Annotated in this window: 29 protein-coding genes; 11 read left to right on the top strand and 18 right to left on the bottom strand. The window is 73.0% G+C overall.

Annotated features, from left to right (window positions below):
* Positions 1-7: 7 nt before the first annotated feature.
* The gene (locus OG580_RS34825; RefSeq protein WP_267048229.1) at positions 8-325 is read left to right on the top strand and encodes a cupin; all 318 of its coding nucleotides are present in this window, start codon (positions 8-10) and stop codon (positions 323-325) included.
* A gap of 37 nt (positions 326-362) precedes the next feature.
* Here OG580_RS34825 and OG580_RS34820 read toward each other — a convergent pair whose 3' ends face one another.
* Entirely contained in the window at positions 363-872 is a 510-nt protein-coding gene (locus OG580_RS34820; protein WP_267047643.1) for a tetratricopeptide repeat protein, read from the bottom strand.
* A gap of 254 nt (positions 873-1126) precedes the next feature.
* Between OG580_RS34820 and OG580_RS34815 the strand changes: the two genes are divergently transcribed.
* A complete protein-coding gene (locus OG580_RS34815) occupies positions 1127-2458 on the top strand; it encodes a threonine/serine exporter ThrE family protein (RefSeq protein WP_267047642.1) in 1332 nt (443 codons plus the stop codon).
* A 50-nt stretch (positions 2459-2508) separates the two neighbouring features.
* Here the strand turns inward: OG580_RS34815 and OG580_RS34810 are convergent, their stop codons facing one another.
* The 3 genes from OG580_RS34810 to OG580_RS34800 form a co-directional block, all read right to left on the bottom strand.
* Positions 2509-2817 carry a CU044_2847 family protein gene (locus OG580_RS34810; protein ID WP_267047641.1) on the bottom strand — a complete coding sequence of 103 codons (309 nt, stop codon included), beginning with the start codon at positions 2815-2817 and terminating at the stop codon, positions 2509-2511.
* A gap of 116 nt (positions 2818-2933) precedes the next feature.
* A complete protein-coding gene (locus OG580_RS34805) occupies positions 2934-4292 on the bottom strand; it encodes an Ig-like domain-containing protein (protein WP_267047640.1) in 1359 nt (452 codons plus the stop codon).
* Between the two features lie 147 nt (positions 4293-4439).
* Positions 4440-4925: an SRPBCC family protein gene (locus OG580_RS34800; protein ID WP_267047639.1), complete on the bottom strand. Its 486-nt coding sequence runs from the start codon at positions 4923-4925 to the stop codon at positions 4440-4442.
* Between the two features lie 157 nt (positions 4926-5082).
* Here OG580_RS34800 and OG580_RS34795 point away from each other — a divergent pair, with 157 nt between their 5' ends.
* The 3 genes from OG580_RS34795 to OG580_RS34785 all read left to right on the top strand — a co-directional run bounded on the left by OG580_RS34795 (position 5083) and on the right by OG580_RS34785 (position 7182).
* A complete protein-coding gene (locus tag OG580_RS34795) occupies positions 5083-5667 on the top strand; it encodes a PadR family transcriptional regulator (protein WP_267047638.1) in 585 nt (194 codons plus the stop codon).
* 105 nt (positions 5668-5772) lie between these two features.
* Positions 5773-6222 (top strand): peroxiredoxin, encoded by a 450-nt coding sequence (locus OG580_RS34790; protein WP_267047637.1) that lies wholly within the window; start codon positions 5773-5775, stop codon positions 6220-6222.
* Between the two features lie 108 nt (positions 6223-6330).
* Positions 6331-7182, top strand: a complete 852-nt coding sequence (locus tag OG580_RS34785) for an MBL fold metallo-hydrolase (RefSeq protein WP_267047636.1) — start codon at positions 6331-6333, stop codon at positions 7180-7182.
* 79 nt (positions 7183-7261) lie between these two features.
* On the opposite strand, the gene OG580_RS34780 is transcribed toward OG580_RS34785, so the two are convergent.
* Both OG580_RS34780 and OG580_RS34775 read right to left on the bottom strand, forming a co-directional pair.
* Complete coding sequence (locus tag OG580_RS34780) at positions 7262-7609, bottom strand: SHOCT domain-containing protein (protein WP_267047635.1); 348 nt, start codon at positions 7607-7609, stop codon at positions 7262-7264.
* A gap of 3 nt (positions 7610-7612) precedes the next feature.
* Positions 7613-8053 (bottom strand): DUF6325 family protein, encoded by a 441-nt coding sequence (locus tag OG580_RS34775; RefSeq protein ID WP_267047634.1) that lies wholly within the window; start codon positions 8051-8053, stop codon positions 7613-7615.
* Between the two features lie 156 nt (positions 8054-8209).
* On the opposite strand from OG580_RS34775, the gene OG580_RS34770 reads away from it, so the two are divergent.
* From OG580_RS34770 to OG580_RS34755, 4 genes are all read left to right on the top strand, one after another.
* Complete coding sequence (locus OG580_RS34770; protein WP_267047633.1) at positions 8210-8608, top strand: SHOCT domain-containing protein; 399 nt, start codon at positions 8210-8212, stop codon at positions 8606-8608.
* 88 nt (positions 8609-8696) lie between these two features.
* A complete protein-coding gene (locus tag OG580_RS34765) occupies positions 8697-9158 on the top strand; it encodes an Rrf2 family transcriptional regulator (RefSeq protein ID WP_267047632.1) in 462 nt (153 codons plus the stop codon).
* Between the two features lie 70 nt (positions 9159-9228).
* Positions 9229-10419: a globin domain-containing protein gene (locus OG580_RS34760; protein ID WP_267047631.1), complete on the top strand. Its 1191-nt coding sequence runs from the start codon at positions 9229-9231 to the stop codon at positions 10417-10419.
* 169 nt (positions 10420-10588) lie between these two features.
* The gene (locus tag OG580_RS34755; RefSeq protein ID WP_267047630.1) at positions 10589-11308 is read left to right on the top strand and encodes a rod shape-determining protein; all 720 of its coding nucleotides are present in this window, start codon (positions 10589-10591) and stop codon (positions 11306-11308) included.
* Positions 11309-11323: 15 nt separating this feature from the next.
* Here the strand turns inward: OG580_RS34755 and OG580_RS34750 are convergent, their stop codons facing one another.
* From OG580_RS34750 to OG580_RS34720, 7 genes are all read right to left on the bottom strand, one after another.
* Positions 11324-11695, bottom strand: coding sequence for a peptidase inhibitor family I36 protein (locus OG580_RS34750; protein ID WP_267047629.1), 372 nt, complete (start codon positions 11693-11695; stop codon positions 11324-11326).
* Entirely contained in the window at positions 11692-12405 is a 714-nt protein-coding gene (locus tag OG580_RS34745; RefSeq protein ID WP_267047628.1) for a hypothetical protein, read from the bottom strand. The genes OG580_RS34750 and OG580_RS34745 overlap by 4 nt, the downstream gene beginning before the upstream one ends.
* Before the next feature lie 383 nt (positions 12406-12788).
* Positions 12789-13574 (bottom strand): polysaccharide deacetylase family protein, encoded by a 786-nt coding sequence (locus tag OG580_RS34740; RefSeq protein WP_267047627.1) that lies wholly within the window; start codon positions 13572-13574, stop codon positions 12789-12791.
* Between the two features lie 182 nt (positions 13575-13756).
* Positions 13757-14134, bottom strand: coding sequence for a hypothetical protein (locus OG580_RS34735; protein WP_267048228.1), 378 nt, complete (start codon positions 14132-14134; stop codon positions 13757-13759).
* 115 nt (positions 14135-14249) lie between these two features.
* A complete protein-coding gene (locus OG580_RS34730) occupies positions 14250-15797 on the bottom strand; it encodes an ATP-dependent DNA ligase (protein ID WP_267047626.1) in 1548 nt (515 codons plus the stop codon).
* Between the two features lie 92 nt (positions 15798-15889).
* Complete coding sequence (locus OG580_RS34725) at positions 15890-16930, bottom strand: DUF6397 family protein (protein ID WP_267047625.1); 1041 nt, start codon at positions 16928-16930, stop codon at positions 15890-15892.
* Between the two features lie 120 nt (positions 16931-17050).
* Complete coding sequence (locus OG580_RS34720; RefSeq protein ID WP_267047624.1) at positions 17051-17464, bottom strand: roadblock/LC7 domain-containing protein; 414 nt, start codon at positions 17462-17464, stop codon at positions 17051-17053.
* A 148-nt stretch (positions 17465-17612) separates the two neighbouring features.
* Here OG580_RS34720 and OG580_RS34715 point away from each other — a divergent pair, with 148 nt between their 5' ends.
* Entirely contained in the window at positions 17613-18047 is a 435-nt protein-coding gene (locus tag OG580_RS34715; protein ID WP_267048227.1) for a PPOX class F420-dependent oxidoreductase, read from the top strand.
* Between the two features lie 14 nt (positions 18048-18061).
* On the opposite strand, the gene OG580_RS34710 is transcribed toward OG580_RS34715, so the two are convergent.
* The 5 genes from OG580_RS34710 to OG580_RS34690 form a co-directional block, all read right to left on the bottom strand.
* Positions 18062-18691 (bottom strand): ATP/GTP-binding protein, encoded by a 630-nt coding sequence (locus tag OG580_RS34710; RefSeq protein WP_267047623.1) that lies wholly within the window; start codon positions 18689-18691, stop codon positions 18062-18064.
* Positions 18672-19088, bottom strand: coding sequence for a DUF742 domain-containing protein (locus OG580_RS34705; RefSeq protein ID WP_267047622.1), 417 nt, complete (start codon positions 19086-19088; stop codon positions 18672-18674). Before OG580_RS34705 ends, OG580_RS34710 begins: the two co-directional genes overlap by 20 nt.
* Positions 19089-19101: 13 nt before the next feature.
* Positions 19102-19536, bottom strand: a complete 435-nt coding sequence (locus tag OG580_RS34700) for a roadblock/LC7 domain-containing protein (RefSeq protein ID WP_267047621.1) — start codon at positions 19534-19536, stop codon at positions 19102-19104.
* On the bottom strand, positions 19533-22721 hold the full coding sequence (locus OG580_RS34695; protein ID WP_267047620.1) for a nitrate- and nitrite sensing domain-containing protein: 3189 nt from the start codon (positions 22719-22721) through the stop codon (positions 19533-19535). The genes OG580_RS34700 and OG580_RS34695 overlap by 4 nt, the downstream gene beginning before the upstream one ends.
* Positions 22722-22854: 133 nt before the next feature.
* On the bottom strand, positions 22855-23682 hold the full coding sequence (locus OG580_RS34690) for an MHYT domain-containing protein (RefSeq protein WP_267047619.1): 828 nt from the start codon (positions 23680-23682) through the stop codon (positions 22855-22857).
* A 151-nt stretch (positions 23683-23833) separates the two neighbouring features.
* Between OG580_RS34690 and OG580_RS34685 the strand changes: the two genes are divergently transcribed.
* Entirely contained in the window at positions 23834-24433 is a 600-nt protein-coding gene (locus OG580_RS34685; RefSeq protein ID WP_267047618.1) for a class I SAM-dependent methyltransferase, read from the top strand.
* Positions 24434-24456: the final 23 nt, after the last annotated feature.

Here is a 24456-nt window from a genome sequence, read left to right as displayed (position 1 = left end):
AGACATGATCCTGGACCTCGCCGCGCTCGCCGACGAGCACCTGACCGCGGCCCGCAGCGCGCCGCACGGGCGCAGCGCCCATCTGGTGATGCACGACGGGGTGCTCCGGCAGACCGTCATCGCCCTGACGTCGGGCACGTCGCTGGACGAGCACAACGCGCCGCCGGCCGCGAGCCTCCAGGTGCTGCGGGGCCGGGTGAAGCTGACGACGCCCGGGTGGGCGGAGGAGCTCCCCGCGGCGACCCTGCGGATGATCCCGAAGGAGCGGCACGGGCTGACGGCTCTGGAGGACGCGGTGGTCCTCCTGACCGCCGTGAACGACTGACGGACGCCCGGCAGGCGTCCGGGGTGCGGTCAGGCGGTCACTCGGTCGCGTCGAGGTCCTCGGCGTAGTGCTCGATGGCCCGCCTGTACTCGCGTACGGACGGGTCCTCGCTGGTGGCCGCCAGCAGGCGCAGCAGGGTACGGACCGACTCGTGGTGCCGGCCCGTGTTGTAGAGGGCCATGGCGAGGAAGGTGCGCAGGGACCCGTCCTCGGGGAACTCCTCGACGGCGCCGGTGAGCAGGGTGACCGCCTCGTCGTACCTGCCGAGGATCCGGTAGGTGCTCCCGAGGCCGAGGAGGGCGCCGCGGCGGTCGTCCGGCGTGAGCCCGGTGCCGGCTCCGGCGAGGGCGCGCTCGTAGTACGGCACGGCCTCCGCCTCCAGACCGAGGACGTCGTGTGCCCAGGCCGTCTGGTACGCGACCTCCGCGTCGTCCGGCCGGTCGGCGGCGAGCGCGACGAGCAGCTCGCGCGCCTCCTCCCTCCGTCCCTGCTCGCGCAGGGCGACCGCCTCGGCCAACAGGTCGTTCTTCTCCTCGTGGTGCTCCATGAGGGCATCCTCGCAGCTCGTGCGGCCACTCTTCGTGAACGGGGACACGCCGGTAACTCTCACGGTCGAGTTCAGGGAGAGACCGGCCGTGGTCCCTACCCGGCGCGACGCGGCTCCGCGCCGGGGCACGAGGCACGGGTGTGAGGGTGTGAATGCGCTGCTAACGTGCGCGAATGCGCCTTTTGTCCCGTATCGATGTGCGTGGTCTCGCCCGCCGGGCAGCCTCGTTGCGGCCCCGGCGGCGCGGGAGCACCGTGACCGTGCCGGAGGCGGAAGGCGCCGGGCGGGAGTGGTTGCGGGATCTCGCCGCGCTCCTGTGCGAACTCGGCTCCGAGCTGCTGCGCGCCGGGGAGCGGACCGCCGAGGTCGAGCGGGTCCTGCACGACGTGGCCGCCCGCTACGGCATGCGGGTGCGAAGTTTCGTGGTGCCGACCGGGCTGTTCGTCCGGGTCGGGGGCGGCCCCGACGGCCGGGGCGGCGAGCTCGACTTCGCCCCCGTCGAGGGGCCGGACCTGCGGCTCGACCAGGTGGAGGCGGTCCAGTCGCTGGTCGAGCGGATGCGGACGCGGGAAGTGCCGTTCGACGACGCGCGGCGTGCGCTGCGGGAAGTCCGGGCGAAACCCGAGCGGTTCAGCCCGGCCGCCACCATCCTCGGCTACGTCCTGCTCACCGTCGGCCTGGGCACGATGCGGCACGCGACCGTCCCCGCCATCATCGGATACGCGGTGCTCGGCGCGGGCGTCGGCCTGCTGCGCCTGTTCGGCGACCGGCTCCCGGCTGCCCGCACCGCCCTGCCGGTGGTCGCGGCGATCCTCGTCACGACGGCCTCGCAGGCGTGGGCGGGACCGCTCCTCCACGAGGCGCCCACCGTCCTGTACATCCCCCCGCTGATCGCCTTCCTCCCGGGCTCCGCGCTGACACTGGGCGCCATCGAACTCGCCACCGGCGCCGCCCTGTCGGGCATCTCCCGGCTGGCCGGTGCCGCGAACGTGCTCCTGCTGCTCGCCATCGGCATCCTGGTCGGCACCGAAGTGCTCAGCCCCCGCCCGCCGGACGGGCCCGCCTCCGATCCGCTCGGGGCCTGGGCGCCCTGGGTCGGCGTGCTGCTCCTCGGCTTCGGCTTCCTCCTGTACTTCTCCGCCCCGCCGCGGGTCACGGGCTGGCTGCTCGGCGCCCTGCTCACCGAGCGGCTCGTGCAGTCGCTGGCCTCGGAGTTCGCCGGCCCGACCTTCGGAGCCTTCGCGGCCGGGGTGCTGCTGCCGCCGATGGCGAAATGGATCGCGCGGCGCTCGCACACCCCGGACCAGGTGGTGTTCCTGCCCTGCTTCTGGCTGCTCGTCCCGGGCGCGGTCGGGCTGACCAGCATCTCCGAGATCATCGTGGCGGGCGACACCGGAGGCGGCCTGGACAGCATGGTCAGCATGGTGATCACGGTGGCCTCGATCGCCATGGGCGTCCTCGTCGGCGCCGGACTCCAGCAGCGCCCCAAGCTCCTGCTCGGCGCCCCCGCTCCCCCGGCCCCGTCCGGCGTCGAGGCCCCGGCCGATCCGGACGCTCAGCGGGCCTTGGACACCCGGACGGAGTAGCGGAGCAGAGGACCACCCGGCCCTCGCGCCCCTCCCCCGGCCCACCCTGGTCAGCGGGGCGACTTCTCCCATTCGAGGGTCACCCGCAGGCTGGCGTTGGCGCTGCCCTGGACGACAAGGGCGGTGAGTCTGCCCGCGTCCAGGCCGAGCTGGCAGCCGAACTCGACGGTCGCCCGGTCCGGCGCCGCCCGGTCGAGCGCCTCGCCGATCTGCCCGGCGAAGGCGGCGAGCGCTCCGGTGACGGCGGAGAGGTCGGGCAGCCGGTCGCCGAACCCTTCGAGCTCGGTGTCGGGCCCGAGCCGCCGCGCTTCCACGAAGAGGGTCGCGCCCCCGACCTCGACCTTGGTGACGTCCGACATCGAAGCTCCCTGCGGGCGGCGGAGACGGGCAGGACGTCAGTATCACCGAGAGGTACGGGACCGGGGGCGCCCGCCGGAACGCTCGGCGTGGCGGGCGTGGCCCCGGCGCGTACGGGTCAGAGCTCGGGGTTCAGAGCGCCGCCCGGGGCGGCGGGGCCGGCGGTGACCGCCGCGGTGAGGGCGCTGCCGCGGCGCCACTCGGCCCAGCTGAGGTTCCAGTCCCCGAAGCCGTTGCCGAAGGGGGCCATCGGCTCCCGGTACGCGTTGACGACCTGGACGAGGTCGCCCTCGCGGACGGTGCGGAAGAGCCACGCGGCGTCCTCGGTGCTCATCCCGGTGCAGCCGTGGCTGACGTTCTCGCTCCCCTGCGCGTCGACGGACCAGGGTGCGGCGTGCAGATACTCGCCGCTCCACGTCACCCTGGTGGCCCAATGGACCTTGAGGTCGTAGTAGTCGGGGCTGCGCCGGGCGATACCGATCGTGTCGCCCCGCATCCGGACGAGGCGTTCCTTGCCGAGGACGACCTTGACGCCGCCACGGGTGCGGTAGCCGGGCTTCCCGGTGGTGACCGGGATCGTGCGGATCGCGCGCCCGTCGCGGAACACGGTCATCCGCAACGTGGAGACGTCGGTGACGGCCTCGACCCGGTCTCCGGTGGTGAGGGTGAAGGGCCGTGACCGACCTCCGATGAGGCCGCCGCCGATGCGCATCCCGTCGAGGCCGCTACGGACGCGGACGGTGGTGCGAGCGGGCCAGTACGTGCGTGGCCGGTAGTGGAGGGTGTCGGAGTCGACCCAGTGCCAGGAGCCTTCGACCCGGGCCTCGGTACGGACCTGGAGGGCGCTCTCGACGAGCCGTCGGGCGGCGGGTCCGGTCGCGGGCAGGGGACGGCTGAGTTCGGCGGTGATCGGCTGGCCGACGCCGTACGTGCCGCCGCCCTCGGGGCCGAAGGAGACGGTGAGCCGCTCTCCGGCGGGCACGGCGGCCGTGCGGAGCTCCAGCCGGGCGAGCCGGCGGCGAGGGGTGGCGGGCCCTGCGCCGCCGACGGGACCCTCGACGACCAGGCGGGCGGTGTAGCGGCCTCCGGCGGGGAGCGCGGCGACGCTGGTCCAGCGGGTGCCGTCCGCGCTCGGCGCGCCGGCGATCCGACGCCCGCGCCGGTCGGTCACGGTGACGTCGGCCAGCAGGCCGGGGGTGCGCAGCACCAGCTCAAGGGGCCCGTCGGCCTTCGCGCCGAGAGTGACCGGGTGCCCCGTGAGGAGGCGTCCGCCGCTCAGGGCCACCGTGTGGCGGAGCTCGGAGCACAGGCCGCCACCGGTGGGACAGCTGTCCACGGAGACGACGGCGGTGGACGGTGACGCCCCGGCAGGGAGCTTTCCCGGGCTTGTCGGCGACTGGGCCGCCGTGCCGACGAGGACGACTCCGACGGCCAGGGAGACAGCTCCCCACCCCCGTACGTATCTGCGTGACGACACGTCGGACACCCTCCCCTTCCGGACCACGGCGTCGGCGGGCGTCGCCGACCGCAGCATCAAAACCGATCAAAGGAGGAAAAGATGATCAAGACACCGAGTGTGGCCGCCGAGCGGGCGAGGAGACGACTCGAATGGGCCAGCAGCCGGTCAGCGGGGCGGCTCGGGAAGTTCCTCGCCCGTCTCCAGCAGGGACTTGAGACTCGAGACGAGCGCGGGCCAGCCCTCGCCGATCAGCCCCTTGATGATGCCGTCGGGCTCCAGATCGCCGTGCGCGACGGTGAGTTTGACGGTGTCGCCCGAGGGCTCGATGGTGAAGCTCACGCGGGACCGGCGCTCCTGGGCCAGGCGCGCGTACGCCTCCCTGTCGAGGCCGACGGCCTCCGCCCAGACCGGGGTGAAGGTGTGCCAGGTGTACGAGAGGAGACGGCCCGGCTCGGCCGCGAGAACGACCTGTTCGGGGTCGGCGGTCCTGCGTCCGCCCTCGTCCCAGACCATGGGGGCGCCCGGAGTCCACTCCGACTCGAAGGCCACGCCCCAGTAGCGGCGGGTGAGCGCCGGGTCGGTGAGGGCCTTCCAGAGCTCGTCGGGGGTGGTCCGGATGTAGGTGGTGTAGACGAACGTGTCGCTGTCCATCGCGCTGCCCCTCGGATCTGCTCCCCGCGGCCCTCCTGGTCCCCCCGGCCGTCTCCCTCCACCCTAGGCAGGCGCCGGAGCGACGTGCCAGCGAAGGACACCTGTCCGGTTGAATAGGTGTGAAGGGAACTATTCAACGTGCTGCTAGCGTGTCCGGATGTCCCTCAAGCACGCCGTCCTCGCAGCTCTCCTGGAGGGCGAGGCCTCCGGATACGACCTGGCCAAGATCTTCGACGTGTCCGTCGCCAACTTCTGGGCCGCCACCCCGCAGCAGCTCTACCGCGAGCTGGACCGTCTCGCCGCCGACGACTTGATCGCGGCCCGTGTGGTGGAGCAGGAACGGCGCCCCAACAAGCGGATGTTCAGCCTCACGGAGTCGGGACGGCAGGATCTGTACGCCTACACGTCGACGCCTCCGCGCCCGACCGCCGTCCGTGACGAGCTCATGGTCCAGGTGCAGGCCTGCGACGAGGGCGACACGGGCGCGGTACGCGGTTTCGTCGCACAGCGGATGGACACGGCCCGGACGAAGCTGGCCCGCTACGACCGGCTGCGGGAGTGGATGCTGAACGGCCGGGACGAGGAGACGTATCTCAGCGAGGCGGAGCGGGTCGGCCCGTATCTCACGCTGATGCGCGGCCGGTTCCTCGAGGAGGAGAATCTGCGCTGGGGGGAGCGGACCCTCGCCGTGCTGGACCGGCGCGCCGCGGCGCGCGGCGGCGTTCCGGAGCCCGCCCGCTGAGCCTCACCCGAAGGGGTGACGGGGTCGCCTACTCTGCGGTAACGTCACCGCCCGGCCGCCGGACGACCGGCGGCGGAGCGTGGGACGGATCGGGGACGGGCCTCAATGAACGTCGGTGACCTTGTCGAGGACTTCACCCTTCCGGATGAAACGGGCACCCCGCGGTCCCTCACGGAGCTGCTGACCGAGGGCCCGGTCGTCCTCTTCTTCTACCCGGCGGCGCTCACTCCGGGCTGCACCGCCGAGGCCTGTCACTTCCGTGACCTCGCGGCCGAGTTCCGCGCCGTCGGCGCGCTGCCCGTGGGCATCAGCACCGACGGAGTGGAACGGCAACTGGAGTTCGCCGAGCGGCACTCCCTGGGCTATCCGCTGCTGTCGGACCCGGACGGCGCCGTGCGGGAGCGCTTCGGCGTGAAGCGCGGCTTCTCGCTCGCGCCGACGAAGCGCATCACTTTCGTGATCGGTCAGGATCGGCGTGTACGCGAGGTCGTGCGCAGCGAGATCCGCATGAGCGTGCACGCGGATCGGGCGCTGGCCGCCTTGCGCCGGCCTTGAGTCGTCCCTGAGTCGTCCCTGAGTCGTCCCTGCGTTTGACGACGGCCCGGGACGGGGCTGCACTGGATTCATGGACGCTGCGGCGACTCCGTCCTAGGGAGAGCAGCGATGACAACCATGGAGAGTTTCAGTCTTCTGCAGCCGTACAAGATCGCCGAGGAGACGTTCGTCATCCCGTGGGCCCTTGAGGCACCACCGGTCGGCCACTTCCCGATGAACTCGATGGTGATCCGGGGAGCCGAACCGGTCCTCGTGGACACCGGGGCGCCCGCAGTGCGCTCCCAGTGGCTGGAGGCAGCCTGGTCCATCGTGGATCCCCTGGACGTGCGGTGGATCTTCCTCACCCACGACGACCGCGACCACGCGGGCAACCTGCTGGCGGTCCTCGCCGAATGCCCGAACGCGACCCTGTTGACGACATGGTTCTCCATCGGCCGCATGGCCGAGGAGTGGGAGACCCCGATCAACCGGTGCCGCTTCATGACCGACGGCGACACGATCGACGTGGGCGACCGTACGCTGGTCGCCAAGCGACCACCTCTGTTCGACAACCCCACGACCCGTGCCCTCTTCGACACGAAGGCCGGCGTCCTGTGGGCCGTGGACACCTTCGCCACGAACGTGCCGACCCCTATGCCCGACATGGCGGCGCTGTCGCCGGACGAGTTCCGCGACGGCCAGTTCTTCGGCGGAAGGCTGGTCTCCCCGTGGGTCGCCCTGCTGGACGCCCAGAAGTTCGGGGCGGTCGTCAGTGACTTCGAGCAGCTGAACGCCGAGGTCATCGCAGGCTGCCACTGCCCGGTCCTCCGCGGAGCCCGGATCGCCGAGGCCTACGACCTCCTCCGCCGGCTCCCCGGAGTCCCACCGTGGACGGAGTTCACCCAGGCCGACCTGGACCAGTGGATGGCGGTTGCCGAGAGCTCGGTTCCGCCGGAGCAGCCGCGGCCGTCGGGGACGTGAGCGGCGCGCGCGACTACCCCGGACGGCCCACCGCTCCCTAGCCGGCTGGTAGTCGGCTGCGAGGCGACCCTGAACCGCCTCAGACGCCGAGGAGTTTCGCCTTGGCCGCCGCGAACTCCTCGGGGGTGAGCAGGCCTTGCTGGGCGAGTTCGCCGAGCCGGGTCAACTGGTCGGTCACCGTGGAAGGCGCTCCGGAGCCCGGCGCAGCCGCGGGCGGGGCCGCGGCGGGCGGCGGCGGTTGCTGTGGTTGCTGCTGCTGCGCCTGGAGGTCGGCGATGGCCTCCTCCTGGTCCTGTTCGCGGCGCGCGGAGCGGGCGGAGCTGCGGCCCGCCGCGTAGGCCGCGCCGCCGACGAGGGCGCCGCGCAGCAGGGGTGCTCCGCGGGGCCGGACGACCGGGCGCATGAGGGGGCGGCGTCGCATGAACATCGGTCAGCTCCTTCCGGCAGCGGCGGCGGCCACGGCCTCGCTGTGGGCCTCCAGGGCCTGTTGGACGTGGTGGGGCGGGATGCGTACGGTGCCGGAGATCCGGCCACCCGCGTCATGGATCGCCTCCGCCGCACGCGTGGCCCAGACGTGCTCGACGAGCAGCATGAGCGCACTGGTGCCCGGTTCGAGGGTCTCGGCCGCCTCGGCCGCGTCCTCGGGGCCGAGCAGGTTCGCCTCGGGCCCGATCACGGCGGTGGCCTCGTCGTACTCCTCGTACTCGACGAGTTCGGAGGTGGACACCTCCCCCGACTCGGACTTGACGACGACGAGCGAGTCGATCAGCCTCACCTGGCCCGCTCTGCGCAGTTCCGCGACGGCCGTCACCGCCGCCACCTTCAGCCGCTCCCCCGGGAAGGCGAGCACGACACATTCCACCGGCCCCATGTTGCTCCGTTCCTCATGTGGTCCTCGGCCATCATCCGAACACGGCGGGCGTCGGGTCGCACGTCGGGCCGCTCCGACATGCGGAAGCGGGGCACCTGCACGAGACTCGCCCTGACGCCGGACCTCCAGGTCCGCACGGGAACGGAGTGTGCAGGCATGGACGACTACCCCCTTCTCGACCTCTTCTGGACCATGCTGTGGTTCTTCCTCTGGATCATGTGGCTCTTCCTGCTGTTCAAGGTGATCACTGACATCTTCCGTGACCACGACCTGGGCGGCTGGGGGAAGGCCGGCTGGCTGATCTTCTGCATCCTGCTCCCCTACCTCGGCGTGCTCGTGTACGTCATCGCCCGGGGCAAGAGCATGGGGCAGCGTGACGTCAAGCAGGCCAAGGCCTCCGAGGCCGCGTTCCAGGACTACATCCGCAAGACGGCCGGTGCGACGCCGGCGGGCGGCGGCGCAGCCGCCGAACTGGCGCGGCTCGCGGAGCTGAAGGAGAAGGGCTCCATCACGGCGGAGGAGTTCGAGAAGGCGAAGGCCAAGGTCCTGGCCTGACGCAGACGCGAAGGGGTGGCCCGTCACCGCTCGGTGACAGGCCACCCCTTAATGCGTACCCGAGATACGTCTTTGATACGGTCGGATCGTGAGGCTGACGAAGTTCACCGACCTGGCGCTCCGTGCCGTGATGCGCCTGGCGGTCACCGCGCAGGAGGAGTCCGTCACCACCCGCGAGGTGGCGGAGTCGATGGACGTGCCCTACGCCCACATGGCGAAGGTCGTCACACGACTCCAGCACCTCGGCGTGGTCGAGGCGCGGCGTGGTCGCGGCGGCGGTCTGGCCCTGACGGAGCTGGGCCGGCGTTCCTCGGTGGGCTGGCTGACCCGCACCCTGGAGGGCGAGGAGGAGGTCGTCGGCTGCGAGGGCGACCCCCCGTGTCCGCTGCGTACGGCCTGTCGACTGCGGGGTGCGCTGCGCGAGGCGCAGGAGGCGTTCTACCGGGTGCTGGATCCGCTGACCGTGGCGGATCTCGTGACCTCGCCGACGGGGCCCCTGCTCCTCTCCCTCACTTCTCGCCCCTCGTCGCCCGCCTCCCCGTCCCCCTGAACGTGCGCGCCCCTCTCCGAGGGCCGTGTGGGTTTAAATACGCAGATCATCTACCAGATTGAGAGTTCCCATGCTGTCCGAGCAGGCCACTCCGGTCGTCCGTGCCACTCTGCCCGCCGTCGGCGGCGCGCTCGACGAGATCACCGAGCGCTTCTACGCGCGGCTCTTCGCCGCCCACCCCGAGCTGCTGCGCGATCTGTTCAACCGGGGGAACCAGGCCAACGGCGACCAGCGGAAGGCACTGGCCGGCTCCATAGCCGCCTTCGCCGTCGCGCTCCTCGACAACCCGGGCAGCCGTCCCGACCTGATGCTGTCCCGCATCGCGCACAAGCACGCCTCGCTCGGCGTCACCGCCGAGCAGTACAAGGTCGTGCACGAGCACCTCTTCGCCGCGATCGTCGAGGTCCTCGGCGAGGCGGTGACCCCGGAGGTCGCCCAGGCCTGGGACGAGGTGTACTGGCTGATGGCCAACGCCCTCATCGCGGTGGAGGCACGCCTCTACCAGGAGACCGGCGTCCCCGAGGGCGAGGTCTGGCGGCGGATGGAGATCGCCGAGCGGAACGAGGAGACCCCCGACACCGTCTCCTTCGTCCTGCGCCCCACCGACGGGACCCCCACGGTCGCCTTCCGGCCCGGTCAGTACGTGAGCGTCCAGGTCACCCTGCCCGACGGTGCCCGACAGATCCGCCAGTACAGCCTCTCCGCCGCGCCCGGACACCCGCACTGGCGGATCACGGTCAAGCGGGTCGACGGCGACCCGGCGGGCGAAGTCTCCTCCTGGCTGCACGCCCACGCGGGCGCGGGCGACACCGTGGAGGTGTCGGCGCCCTTCGGCGACCTGGTCCTGCCCGAGGGTGACGGCCCGTTGCTGCTCGCCTCCGCCGGTATCGGCAGCACCCCGATGCTGGCCATGCTCGACCACCTCGCGGCCACCGGTTCGACCCGCCAGGTCGTGGTCGCGCACGCGGACCGCTCCCCCGCATCCCACGCGCACGCCGCCGAGCTGCGCCGCCTCGTCGAGGCGCTGCCGGAGGGGGCGTTGCACCTCTGGTACGAGGAGCCGGGCGAGGACTCCGCGGCCCGCCAGGGCCGCGCCGACGTCACGGCGCTCGACCTGCCGGAGGGAACGACGGCGTACCTCTGCGGGCCGCTGCCCTTCCTGCGCACGGTCCGCGGCGACCTCCTCACCCGCGGCACCGCCGCGTCCGACATCCACTACGAGGTGTTCGGCCCCGACCTGTGGCTCGGCGCCGAGGTCTGACAGCTCCCCTCCGTTCCCTTCGATACCCAAGCAGCATGGCGATTACGCTGCTGATACTGCATAGTGAAGGCCCGTATCGGCCTCGCAATCAGCGGGTACGGAGCGAAGGACGGAAGCGATGGGATCGTTCGGATCAGCCGGCGGCGATCGGGGCACGGGGCGACGGCCGGTGCGCGGGATCGCCCTCGACATCGGCAGCTCGCGGACCCGGGCCTGGGCCCCGGGGGCGGGCGTCTTCGCGGACGTTCCGAGCGGTCCCGTACGGCGTGGCCGTGTGACCGACGCGGACTCCCAGCTCCGGTTGCTGCGTCGGCTGACCGCCTCGGCTCCGGGTGACGGCGGGCACGACACCGTCGTCATGCTGACCCACCCGGTGCTCGCCGCCCCGGCGGAACGGGAGGCCGCGCGCCGGATGGTGGACGGGCTCGGCCCGGCACGGGTCATCGCCGTGGACAGCGCCCGCGCCGCCGCGGCCTATGCCGCCCCGCCCGGCGGCGGCCCCCTCCTCGTGGTCGACCTCGGCGCCCAGTTGACCGAGGTCACGCTGGTCGTCGACGGTCTCGTCGAGGACGCGCGACTGGCCGAGGTGGGCGTCGACGACATACCGGAGGCGGGACGGGTGCCGGAGGCGATCGCCGGGACGGCCGCCGACATGGTCAGCGACCTGTGGCGCCACGACCGCACCGGGGCCGTCCGCGGCGCGCTGCGTCGGGGCGTCCTGGTGACCGGCGGCGGCGCACTGCGGCTCGACGTCACCGGCCGACTGGCCCACCTCCTCCGAGCCCGTCTGCGGCTGGCGAACGACCCGTCGACGAGCGTCGTCCGCGGCGCCGGACTGATGCTGGCCTCCGCCCTGCGCCACCCGGGCGGTCCCCTCGGCCGTGGCTGACGGGGCGGAGACGGGTCAGCAGCCGGTCGACCAGATGTGGGAGTCCCCTCGGTCGTTGGCGGCGCCGTTGTAGCCGACCTCCTGGCCCGGTGCGAGACAGACGGTCATGCTGCCGCCCTGCCAGGCGCTCTCGTAGACCCGGACATGGTCCTTGATGCCGGGTCCCGAGATGCCGTGGTTGGCCCAGGAGGAGTCGGTGTCGGAGATCCAGCTCTCCCACCAGCCGTCGTCCCCGCCCCAGTTGGCACGCTGGCCGCCGAAGTCCGAGTCCTGCCAGACGCAGAACTCTCCGCTGGGGCATTCGGCGGCCCCTGCGGAGGTGGAGAGGGCGAGGCCTGCGGTGACGGCGAGCAGGGCCGCCGCGGAGAGGGAGAGAATGCGCTTCACGAGTGGTCGTGGCCTTTCTGCGGATGGGTGGGCGCGGACAGCTCGACTGCCCGCAGCAGTGCGCGGTCGCGCAGCTGCCGGTATGCGGTGAGCTCGTCGCGGTGCAGGGCCCGCACGGCGAGCAGCTCGACGGCCTCCAGCCGTGCGCGGACGTCGCCGAGTCCGCTCTCACGGGCACAGCGGGCTCCGACGGCCGGATCGGGACGGTCGGGACGGGGTCGGCCGGGCGGGGTGGCGCACCGGGTCCACCGGGCGAGCGCCTCCTGGTGGGCGGGGTCGTCGCGGACCCGGGCCTGGGCCTCCGCGCGGAGGTTGTCGACGGTGACCTGGGCCCTGAACCAGCGGCGTGGGTCGCCGTAGAGCCGGCCCCGCGCGGTGGCGAGGCAGCCGTCCTCGTGGGCGGTGACGGTGGCGCCTGTGGCGAGCGTGACGGAGAGCTCGCTGGGCCCCGCTCCGAAGAGCGCGGCCTGGAGGGTCCGGTCCTCGGCCGGGGAGCGGGCGCGGGCCGTGAGGGTGAGGCCCCGATCCGCGAGACAGTCCACGGCGAGCCGGTGCTCGGCAGCCTTCAGGAGGGTGTCCTGGGCGGCTCGATCGGCCGGGACACCGGGCTCTCCCGGCCCGTTCGGTCCGATCACGGCGCAGCCGGAGAGGAGCAGTGAGGCGGCGGCGGTGACGAGCGCGCGGCGGGCACGCGGTGTCCTGCGGAACATGGAGTCCCCCTTCGAACGTCCCAGGTCGGCGGGGCTCCGGTCAGCGTGCGGAGGGCCCGGGAAGATCACTGCCCGGGGAGGGGGAGGCCATGCCGAGGCTCACTCGAACGGGTCGAACGCGCCGGGTCACGCGCCTCTCGTGCGCCGTTTCGCCTCCGCGTGAGGGCTCCGGTGGTTCCGGGAACGGCAAAGCCCCGGTTGGACGGGGGATTCCAACCGGGGCCGTGAGCCGTGACGGCGAAGAGCGGTCACCTCTAGGGGGGGACCTTGGGGACCAGACCCCTTCACAGTCACATACATAGGAACGGTAAACGTATCCCGAATGTTCCGTGCACCCCCGTGTGGGCGGTGTGAGGCACCTCACCCGGTTTCACCAGGTCTCGTCAGTCCTTCTCGGGACCGTAGACGGCCCCCGGCTCGGCCCTTCCGGGCGCGAGGAGTTCGGGCACCGTCACGAAGGTGAAGCCCCGGCGCGTGAGCTCGTCGATGATGGACGGGACGGCCGGCACCGTCCCGTCGTAGATGTCGTGGAGCAGGATGATCCCGTCGGCCTGCGCCTGTTCCAGGACCCGCTGGCGTATCAACGCGGAGTCGGTGGTGGAGAAGTCCTTGGCGGTGACGCTCCACAGGATCTGGGCGAGACCGAGTTCCTTGCTGATCTCGGAGACCGTGTCGTCGGTGCGGCCCTGCGGCGGGCGCATCAGGGTCGGCCTGTGGCCGGTGATCCTCTCCACGGCCGTCTGGGTGAGGGACAGCTCCTCGCGTATCCCGGCCTCGTCGAGGTCGGTGAGTATCCGGTGGCTCCAGGTGTGGTTGGCGACCTCGTGTCCCTCGTCGGCGATCCGCTTGACCACCCGGGGGTAGCGGTCGACGTGATTCCTGCCGAGCAGGAAGAAGGTGGCGGGGACCCGCTTCTCCTTGAGGATGTCGAGGAGCCGGGGCGTGTCCTTGCCCGGCCCCGCGTCGAAGGTCAGGGCTATGCACTTCACCTTGGCGCAGTCGACGCGACGCGTTCCGGTGCCCCCCTTGTCATCCGTCCTGGCCTTCCCCCGCGCGTCCCGCGGGGTGACCCGGTCGACGCCGCAGCCGCCGAGCGTCAGCATCAGCGATGTGGCGGCGAGCAGGGCGACGGCCGTCCCCCTGCGGCTGCCCGGCCTGAATCGGAACATGCTGGAACCCGCTTTCCCTGTGATGACGTCGGTACCGTCGCCACCGCCTGGTCAGGACGGATCATGCGACGTCAGGGACTCTACACACGGTGTATACCGATGATCGCAGGGGGGTCCTACGGGCATGCCCGAGCCCCGGGCGGAGCCCGTCCGCTCCGCCCGGGGTGTCCGTACCTCGTCCCTCAGCGGGAGGCGAGCAGCAGCCGCGCCTCGGTCTCCTGGTCGCCGGAGACCGACTGCAGGGACTGGATGTCGAATCCGGAGGCGAGCACCCGCTCGACCTCGTCGACGGCGTGGTAGCCGCCGGTGAGCGTGGCACCGACCGGTGCGGACAGACGGGTGGGGACCACGTCCTCGTGCCGCCCGGCGGCCGTGTCGAAGGTGGCGACCCAGACGGTGGTGGCGGGACTCGTCACCTTCTGCGGGCTCGGGGTCTCCATGTCCTCCAGCTGGTAGACGCGGTCGAGGACGTCGAAGACGGCCTGGGCGTCCTCCCGGCAGCAATCGCTGAGCTGCACCGTGACATCGGTGTCGATGTGCAAGTCGTACACGTCGCTCATCTCCTCGCGGCCCGCGGCGCTCGTCGCGCCCCGCACCCTCGTGCCACGCACCCTCGTGCCACGTTTCCAGCATCCCTCGCGGGGCGGCCTCCCGCGAGGTCCCGCTCCCCCGCCCTCAGCCGCGGCCCGTGACCGCCGCCATGGAGTCGGCCTCCGAGGCCGGCTTGTCGGGGCGGTGGCGTACGACGCGGGCGAACCGGAGGGTGACGCCCGCCGGGTACCGGGGCGAACGCTGGAGTCCGCCGTAGGCGATCTCGACGACCAGCTCGGGCCGCACCCGTACGGTGAACCCGTCGTCCTCCACGGCGAGTTCACCGAGCCGCTCGGTCTGCCAGCGGAGCATCTCGTCGGTGAGCCCCTTGAACGTCTTGCCCAGCATGACGAAGCCGCCGTCGTCGCCGCGCGCACCGAGGTGGAGGTTGGAGAGGAGCCCGGTCCTGCGCCCGTGGCCCCGTTCGACTGCGAGGACGACGAGGTCGAGGGTGTGGACGGGCTTCACCTTCAGCCAGGTGCGGCCCCGGCGGCCGGCCACGTAGGGCGCGTCCAGGGCTTTGACGAGGACACCTTCGTGCCCTCGTTCCAGGGTCTCCGTGAAGAACCGCTCGGCGTCCTCGACCCGCGCGGGATCGGCCGGCTCCGTGACGACGAGGCGGCGGATCCGCCGGGACTCGGGGAGCAGCCGGGCGAGCACGGTGTGACGGTCCCGGCCGGGCCGGTCGATCAGGCTCTCGCCGTCGGCGGCGAGCACGTCGAAGAAGACGGGCGTCAGCGGCAGGGCGGCCCGTGCTCCGGCCACGTCGGTACGGGAGCCGACCCGGCCGGCGATCGACTGGAAGGAGACGGGCCGCCCGGTGCCGGGGTCGAGGGCGATCAGCTCTCCGTCGAGGATGAACGCGTCGGAGGGCACGGCGCGGGTGGCCGCGACGACCTCGGGCAGGCGGTCGGTGATGTCGTCGAGGGACCGGGTGTGGACCCGTACGTCGTCGCCGCGGCGGTGCACCTGGATCCGGATGCCGTCGAGCTTCTCCTCCACGACGCAGGGCCCCAGGGCGGCGATCGCCTCGGTGACGGAGGCGGCGGTGTGCGCGAGCATGGGCTGGACCGGGCTGCCGACGCGTAGCGTGAACCGGTCGAGGGCGGTGACCCCGTGGGCCAGGACCGCCTGCGCGACCCGGGGCAGCGAGCCTTCGAGCATGACGGCGCGGCGCAGGTCGGCGGCGGGCACGGTGGCGGCCTTGGCGACGCCTTCCAGGGCGACGGCGTCGAGGGCCCCTTGCCGGACGTCCCCGGAAAGGAGCCGGAGCAGGAGCTCCTGTTCGTCGCGGGTGGCGGCGGCGAACAGCGCGCGGACCTGCCGGTCCCGTTCCGCCCGGGCGCCCGCTCCGGAGACGGCGGCGAGCTCGTCGAGTGCGGCGTCGACACGCGCGAGCGTGAGGGCGGGCACCTCTGCGGGCGGGACGGCCGGCGGCACGACGTTCTTGAGGACGCTCCACCCGACGCCGATCCTCCCCTGCGGAAGCCGACCCGAGAGATAGGCGATGACGAGGGGGCTCTCCTCGGGCACGGCCTCCGCGAAGAGCTCGGCCAGCAGGCCGGTCTTGCGGGAGCGCGCGGAGGTGGCGGCGACCTCACGGGACACCTCCGCGACACGGGAGAGCAGCATGGGCCCATCCTCCCCACACCCCCTCTCCGCCGCACGCCGACCGCGCCGCACGCCGACCCCAGCGCATGCCGACCCCAGCGCGCGCCGAGCCATCACGGCCAGGCCGCTCGACGCCTCCCTCCCCTGACCCGCGCGGCACCGGCCGCCTTACGACGTAGGAGCCGGTCGAGCAGGCGGGGGCGTCCGGGAACGTCTCGCGGAGGGACGACCGCCGCCGGGCGCACCACCAGGGGACGCACCGCCGGCAGCCGTACGCCCGGCACACCAGGAGTGTCCGGCGCGTCCGGGGCGCCGAGGGTCGAAGGTAGTGGCGCGATCAGCGGCGGCCTCGACCGTGCCGGTGGCAGCGGCACGCGGGCCCGGGGCTCGCCCGGGCGCGGGGCCGGACGGTCCGCGCGTGCCTCCTCCAGGGCGAGGGCCAGGCTCATCCGGTGCCAGAGGACTTCGTCGGGCTCGTCGGCCCGCGCGAGCCGGTCGGTGACCTCCCGCGCGGCCGGCGACACCGCGTGAGCGGGCTGCGGCAGTGGGCGCAACCGGTCGAGGTGGGCGCGCTCGTACGGATCGCCGACGACCTCCGCCAGGTGGACGGGGTCGAGCATCGAGGCGATCGCGGCCGCCCGCACCCAGGGGTCGTCGGTGGCGCGGAGCAGCAGTCCCAGCCGACGCATCCGCCAGTTCCTGGGCCGCGCGTCCTCGTGCGCGTCGAGCCGTTCGCGTACGTCCTGGGGCAGCCGTCCGGCGAGCAGCGCGGGGTGAGTGAGGGCGAACTCGGAGACCTCCGCCGCCAGATACATCCAGACGACGGCCCGGTAGCGGTTCAGGTAGAACCGCACCGGACTGAGATGCCCCGTCCTGGCCAGCCGTGTGAACCGGTCCTGGGGCACCGAGAGCAGCGCGGCTGCCTCCCGGGTGCCCACCGCCCGCACCCGTTCACGCAGGCCCTCGGGGAAGTCCGGCGCGGCCCTGAGGCGGTCGATCTCCGTCCGCTCGACCCGCCGCCGCTCCCCCTCGCCCACCGGCACCGTCCTCACCAGGCCCAGCTGCGTCGCGAGCCGGAACTCACCGCGCCTCAGCTCCAGCTCTTCCGCCGCCTGGCCCGGTGTCACCGTGCGCGCGCCTTCGTCCACCGCCATCACGTGGCCCTCCCCCGTACGTCCGTGGTCCCTCGTTCTCGTCATCCGACAAGAAGGACCGTAACGCAGAGTGACGACATCCGTGCGGGCTGTGGACAGCGCCCTGTGGACAACGCTCCGTCAGAGTGCGCTGCCGCCCGGGCGGCCCGGCTGGCGTGCCGCCACGCCGAGGTGCTCGCCGACGCGGTTGACCAGCAGCGTCATCTCGTACGCCACCTGGCCGACGTCCGCCTCGGCCGCGCTGAGGACGCACAGGCAGCTGCCCTCGCCCGCCGCCGTCACGAAGAGGAGCGCCTCGTCGAACTCGACCATCGTCTGCCGGGCCCTGCCGGCCCGGAAGTGCCGGCCCGAGCCCCTGGCCAGGCTGTGCAGCCCTGAGGAGACGGCCGCGAGGTGTTCGGCGTCCTCGCGCGCGAGACCGCTGCTCGCCCCCGTCACCAGACCGTCGTTCGACAGCACCAGCGCGTGCCGTATGAACCCGACCCGCTGGGTCAGATCGTCGAGAAGCCAGTCCAGTCCCTTGTCCAGTGCCATGTGTGGCCCTCCCCCTTGGTGGTGCGTCGCGGTCGACCCGCAAGTCGTCGGGTCCGCGTGTCGTCGCAAGCCTTACGCACTGTCGTGAACAGGGCAAGCACCGCACCTCGCCCGCGCGTGCCGCACGATGTCCGAAGCGCCCGGCAAGATGGGAGCCATGACGAGAATGACCGAGGATCAGTGGCGGACCTTCGTGTCCGCGGGGACGCGCACCGGCAAGCTGGCGACCGTCCGTGACGACGGTTCTCCCCACGTCGCGCCCGTCTGGTTCCTGCTCGACGGCGACGACTTCGTGTTCAACACGGGCAAGGACACCGTGAAGGGCCGCAATCTCGCCCGGGACGGGCGGGTGTCGCTGTGCGTCGACGACGACACCCCGCCGTTCGCCTTCGTCACCCTGACCGGCCGCGCCCGACTCAGCGAGGACCCACTGGAGTTGCGCCACTGGGCCGCCCGTCTCGGCGCCCGCTACATGGGCGAGGAGCGGGCGGAGGAGTTCGGCGACCGCAACGGGGTCCCGGGCGAACTCCTCGTCCGGGTACGGATCGACAAGGTGATCGCCCAGGGCGGCGTCTCCGACTGAGCGGGGCCGCGCTCTCAGCCGACGCTGTCGAGGAGCCGGGCGGTGTGCATCCGCCCGGCGTACTCGACGAGCCGGATGAGCACCTCCTTGCCGGAGTCGCGGTCGCGCGCGTCACACAGCACCACGGGCGTGCCCCGGTCCAGGTCGAGCGCGCGGGAGACCTCGTGCGCGCCGTAGGTACGGGCGCCCGTGAAGCAGTTGACGGCCACGACGAAGGGGATCTTCCGGTGCTCGAAGTAGTCGACGGCGGGGAAGCAGTCCTCGAGGCGCCGGGTGTCGGCGAGCACGACGGCCCCCAGGGCGCCCTGCGAGAGCTCGTCCCACAGGAACCAGAACCGGTCCTGCCCGGGGGTACCGAAGAGGTAGAGGGAGAGCCCGGAGCGGATCGTGATGCGGCCGAAGTCCATGGCGACGGTCGTGGTGGTCTTCTGGTCGACTCCGCCGGTGTCGTCGACGAGTTCGCCGGCGCGGCTGAGTCGTTCCTCGGTGCGCAGGGGCCGGATCTCGCTGACGGCGCCGACCAGGGTGGTCTTGCCCACACCGAATCCTCCCGCGACCAGGATCTTCAGGGCGAGGGCGGTGGTGTCCGCGCCGTCGCCCACTCCGGTGCCGGTGCCGGTGCTCTCAGAGCGCTCGTAGGCCATCGATGACTTCCCTCAGGATTCTTTCGTCGGGGAGCTGTGCGGGGGGTACGGGCCTGCTGACGCGGACGAAGCCCGATTCGAGGAGGTCGCCGAGGAGGACCCGGACGACGCCGACGGGCAGGTCGGCGTCGGCGGCGAGCTCGGCCACCGACTGCGTCTCGGCCCGGCACAGGGCGAGCAGGGAGCGGTGTTCGGGGCCGAGGAGGCTCTCCTCGGCGGCGCCGGGCGGATCGTCGTCGACGATGACGAGGGCGATGAGGTCGAACCGTACGTTGCTGGGCCCCGGTCGGGTCCGCCCGCCGGTCATCGCGTACGGACGTACGAGCGGCCCGGCGTCGGCGTCGTACCACTGACTGCCCGGCGCGGACGGGCCGCCGCCGGTGCTGTCCTCGTTCATGGGGTTCTCCGAGTCAGCCTGCGGCCGGCGGGGTCACCGTGAGCCGCGGCGGAGTGTGCAGGTGCTCGCCGACGCGCTTGACGAGGCGGGCCATCTCGTAGGCGATGAGTCCGATGTCGGCACTCACCGAGCTGAGGACGGCGAGACAGGAGCCGTCCCCCGCCGCGGCGACGAAGAGGAAGCCGTCGTCCATCTCGACCATCGTCTGGCGGACGCCTCCGGTGTGGAACTGCCGTCCCGCGCCCTTGGCGAGGCTGTTGAAGCCCGAGGCGATGGCGGCGAGGTGCTCGGCGTCCTCCCGGCTGAGTCCGCTGGAGGAGCCGACGGCGAGTCCGTCGTTGGAGAGCACCACGGTGTGGCGGACCTCGCGGACCCGCATGACGAGGTCGTCGAGGAGCCAGTCGAGTTCACCGGACCGGTGAGGGGAGATCCTCTCGTGGTCGATCATGCGTCGTCTCCTTCGAAGCGGGGGGCCAGGGGGTCGTCAAGGTCGTGGTGGGGCTCGTGGTGCGCGGCGTGGCGGGGAACGCCGTCGAAGCCGGCCCCGAGGGGGCGCCTGCTGCCGGGGGCGGGTCCGCCCCCGCGCTGCCAGCCGTCCCGGTAGGCCGCCATCCGGTCCCGGACCTGTTCCGGGGTACGGGCGTCCGCGCCGGGTGCCGCCGGTACGGACACGGGGTCCGGCACCGGAGCCTCGCGCAGCTGTGGGACGAGGCTCGCCTGCCGTACGCGGCGCGGCAGGTCGCCTTCCGGATCGCCGTGATCACCATGGCCGCCGTGATCGCTGTGATCGCCGTGATCGCCGTGGCCGCCGGGGTTCCCGTACGGGCCGTACGGGCCCGCACCTGCCGCCGGAGTCGTGGGCGGCTGCGCGGGAGCCGGTGTCCGTGGCCGCGGCGGAGTCGGCGCCACGGGCGCCGCCGGTGGGGGCGTCGGCACCGCCTGTGCCGGAGGCGGCGTGGCCGAGGTCGAGGTCGGTACGGAGGCGCCGCGCGGGCGCAACGCGGTGACCCCGGGCGGCGGAGGCCCCTGCTCCGGACCCGCCGCGAGGGCGGGCACCACCGTCGGGCGCGGCAGGGACTGCGGTCGGGGGCGGTCCGTCGGCTGGGGCCTGCTCAGGGGCTGCGGGCCGGCCTGCTGCTGGGGGGTGGTGCTCCGGGGTGCCGCGGTGGGGCCGAGGGGCAGGGTCGGCGTCGGTGTGCGGGGGCCCTGCGGGCGGCCGAAGCGGCGAGCCTCCGCGCGCTGGGCCTCCTCGTGTTCCCGAGCGGCGCGCGCGGCGCCCGCGACGGCGCCACCCACACGCGGGTCGCCCGAACGCGACGCGTCCGTACGGGGGTCACCGCCACGGGAGTCACCGCTCCGAGGGTCACGACCACGGGACACGTCGGCCGGAGCCCGCTGGGGCCCGGGGTTCGCGGCCGGAGTGCCGGACTGCGCGCCGTCCGCGCCCGGCCCGGTGGACGCCTGCGTGCCACGCCCGGGCGGCAGCGCGCCCTGGAGGACGTCGGTCGGCAGCAGCACGACGGCCGTCGTGCCGCCGTACGGCGAGGTCCGCAGCTGGACCTTGATGTCGTGGCGGGACGAGAGCCTGCTGACCACGAAGAGGCCGAGCCGGTCGCTGTCGAAAAGGTCGAGGGCCTCGGACTGGGCGATGCGGGCGTTGGCCTCGGCGAGCGTCTCCTTGCCCATGCCGAGCCCGCGGTCCTCGATCTCCAGGGCGTATCCGTTGCCGACGGGTTCGCCGCTGACGCGCACCTTCGTGTGGGGCGGAGAGAACTGCGCGGCGTTCTCGATGAGTTCGGCGAGGAGGTGGGTGAGGTCGGCGACGGCGCCACCGACGACGGCCGTCTCGGGCAACCGGCGCACCTCCACGCGCGCGTAGTCCTCGATCTCGGAGACGGCGGCGCGGACGACGTTGGTGAGAGGGACGGGCATCCGCCAGGCACGGCCGGGAGCGGCGCCGGAAAGAATGATCAGGCTCTCGGCGTGGCGACGCATCCGGGTGGTGAGGTGGTCGAGCCGGAAGAGGTCGCCGAGTTCGTTGGGGTCGTCGGCGCGCCGCTCCATGCTGTCCAGGAGGTTGAGCTGGCGGTGGACGAGGACCTGGCTGCGGCGGGCGAGGTTGACGAAGACGCCGGAGATGCCGCTGGCGAGTTCGGCGCGTTCGACGGCGGCGGAGAGGGCCGCGCGGTGCACGGTGGTGAGGGCCTCGCCGACCTGGCCGATCTCGTCCTGGGAGTCGGGCCCCGGCGGCGCTTCGGCCTGGACGTCGATCTCCTCGCCGGCGCGGAGCCGGCGCATGGCGGCGGGGAGTTTGCGGCGCGCGATCCCGAGGGCGGTGTTGCGCAGGCTGACGAGTTCGACGACGAGGCCGCGGCCGATGCGGACGGAGATGACGAGGGAGGCGGCGACGGCGGCGAGGCCGAGCAGCACCGCGGCGCCGCCCATGCTGAGGACGCCGCCCGCGAAGGGATCGGCGCGGTCGGCCGCGGCGCCGCGCGCGTCGGTCTCGATCGCGGTGAGTCCGCTCCGTACGGCGGCCGACGTGTCGTCCCACTCGGCGGAGGTGACCGCCTGGGCGGCGGGCCGGCCGGCCGCGGCGGCGAGGACGCGGTCCTCGGCGCGGACGAGGAGGGTGTGGTCGCGGCCCGCCGCGAGCCGGTCCCAGGCCGCACGGGCGTCGGCGGGCAGGTCGACGGTTGCCGAGGCGATGAGGGTACGCCGGGTCTCGACGGCCCCGGCGAAGGCGCGGAGCCGCTCCGGGGTGAGCCGTCCGGTGAGGTGGGCGGAGCCGAGGAGGGCGTCCTCGCGGGACAGCATCTCGCCGGCGCGGCCGAATTCGAGGAGCACGCGCGCGTCGGACCCCTGCTGGGGGTCCTGGATGCCGGTGAGGGAGCCGCCGACGGCGAAGCCCGCGGAGACGGCGGCGGTGTACTCCTCGTACACCTGGTCCCCGTCGGCGCGCCCGTCGACGGCGGCGGTGCGGAGCCGGGCGAGGCCTTCGACAGTGCCGACGAAGGCGCCCACCCGTTCGGGGACGTCGCCGGGCAGGTCGCCGGTGTCGCCGACGGTGTGCTCGCCGTCGAGCCGGAGGCGGTCGAGGGCCGCGTCCGTGCGCCGTATCCGGTCCTTGAGTTCGGCGGTACGGGCGGTGCCGGGCGCCGCGACCTGGCGTACGGCGGCGCGCCGCTCGGCCTGGAGCGCGTCGATCGCGGCCGTCACGGGTTCCCGGATCTCGGCGTCGACGCGCTGGAGCTGCCGGAGCCGCGCGACGTCCTGGGCGGTGGTGACGGTGGCGAAGCCCCACAGGGCGAGGAGCGAGACGACGGGGACCATCAGGAGCGAGACGATCTTGGCGCGGACCGTACGGGGACGCAGACCGTGTCGCGTGGCGCGGCCGCCCCGCGGCGCGACGGGGGTTCGGGCGCCGGGGGTTCCCACGGCGTGCGTGCCGGCGGCGTGCGTGCCAGGGGCGGGGGTGCGCTGTCCGGCCGTGCGCCCGGTGGTCGGGAAGGCCTCGGGGGTGTGCGGCCCCGGTTCGTCGGCGGGCGGCCCGGCGTGTGCCCGGCGTCCGCGCGCGGCCGCCGGCGGCGGCGCCGTCGCCTCGGCGTCCTTGGTCTTGCGGGGAGTTCGCATGGCCTCCTCGTTCCGGCTGCATCGGTCTCTGGTGCGGTGGGTCCTGCGTGCGGGTGGGTCCCGTGCGGGTGGGTCCTGCGTGCGGTGGGTTCTTCGCGCTGGTGGGTCCTGCGTGCGGGGGGGGGCGGTCGGGTCAGTGGCGGCGGGCGGCTTCGGCGGTACGGAACCCGGGAGGTGCGACGTCGACCGCACGCTCGTCCGGCTCGGTGAGCCGCTCGGCCGAGGCGTACGCAGCCCGTTCGCCCGCCGTCGGGGAGAGGGCGACGAAGGCGGCGGTGATGAAGAGGTAGGAGCCGAGTCCGACGGCGAGGGGGAAGATGAACTGCATGACCGTGGCGCCGGGGAGACCGGCGGCGGACGGGACGACCTCGACCCGCACCGCGAACATGCCCGTGTAGTGCATGCTGCTGACCGCCGCGCCCATCACGAGCGAGGCGACCGCCACCGCCGCCGGTGCGTGGATGTTGAGGGCCGCCCACAGTGCCGCGGTCGCGGCGACGACCGCGATCACGACCGAGAGGGCGACCATCAGGGGGTCGTACCGGACTTCGCCGTGCAGCCGGAGGGCGGCCATGCCCATGTAGTGCATGCTCGCCACGCCGACGCCCGTGGTCAGTCCGCCGATCAGGAGCGAACGGATCCGGTCACGCCCGTAGCCGACGGCGAAGACACCGACGCCGACGACGGCCATGGCGACCACCAGGCTGAGGATGGTCAGGGGAACGTTGTAGCGGATGTCGGTTCCGGTCACGCCGAAGCCGAGCATCGCGACGAAGTGCATCGTCCAGATGCCGGTGCCGATCGCGGAGGCGGCGGTGAGCAGCCAGTTCCGCCGTGACCGGCCGGTCGCGTCGAGCGCCCGTACGGTGCAGCGCAGCCCGAGGGCAGCGCCGATGCAGGCCATCGCGTACGACAGCGCGGGTGTCAGCCAGCCGAAGGTGGCGTGGTCCAGGTGTCCCATGGCTCAGGGACGCTAGTGCGCACCGGGGGGCGCACCAGGGGCGCATTTCGAAAGCTGATGGAATATGACAGAGAGATGGTCCCGAACGATCACACCGCGTTCGAACGAGCACACAGAACGTTCACACCTCCGAGTGCGGAATCATGTGCGCATGAGCGATGACCCCACGCATGTCCGAGAGTTCTTCGGTGTTCGCGCCGCCGACTGGGACAGCCGGTTCCCCGACGACGGACCGGCGTACGCCGCCGCCGTGACCGAGATCGGGCTGCGCCCCGGCGACGCGGTGCTCGACGCCGGCTGCGGGACCGGCCGGGCCCTGACTCCGCTCAGGGAGGCCGTCGGCCCGTCCGGCACCGTGCTCGGCGCGGATCTGACCCCCGAGATGCTGACCGAGGCCGTACGGGCGGGACGCGGCGGTCACGGCACCCTCCTGCTCGCCGACGTCGGCCGGCTGCCGGTCCGCGACGGCGCGCTCGACGCCGTGTTCGGGGCGGGACTCATCTCGCATCTCGCCGAGCCCGTCGCCGGCCTGACGGAACTCGCCAGGGCCGTCCGTCCGGGCGGCCGCCTCGCGCTGTTCCACCCCATCGGGCGTGCCGCCCTCGCGGCCCGCCACGGCCGGCAGATCACACCGGACGACCTGCGCGCCGAGCCCGTGCTGCGCCCGCTGCTCGCCGAGGCCGGCTGGCGGCTCGTCAGTTACGTGGACGAGGACACCCGCTACCTGGCACTGGCCGTCCGCGAGGGCTGAGCCACCGCAGCGACGTCCCCCGC

This window comes from Streptomyces sp. NBC_00094, from assembly GCF_026343125.1.
Taxonomy (GTDB): Bacteria; Actinomycetota; Actinomycetes; order Streptomycetales; family Streptomycetaceae; genus Streptomyces.
The sequence above is the reverse complement of the archived record's forward strand: the minus strand, read 5'-3'. Positions and strand labels throughout refer to the sequence as shown.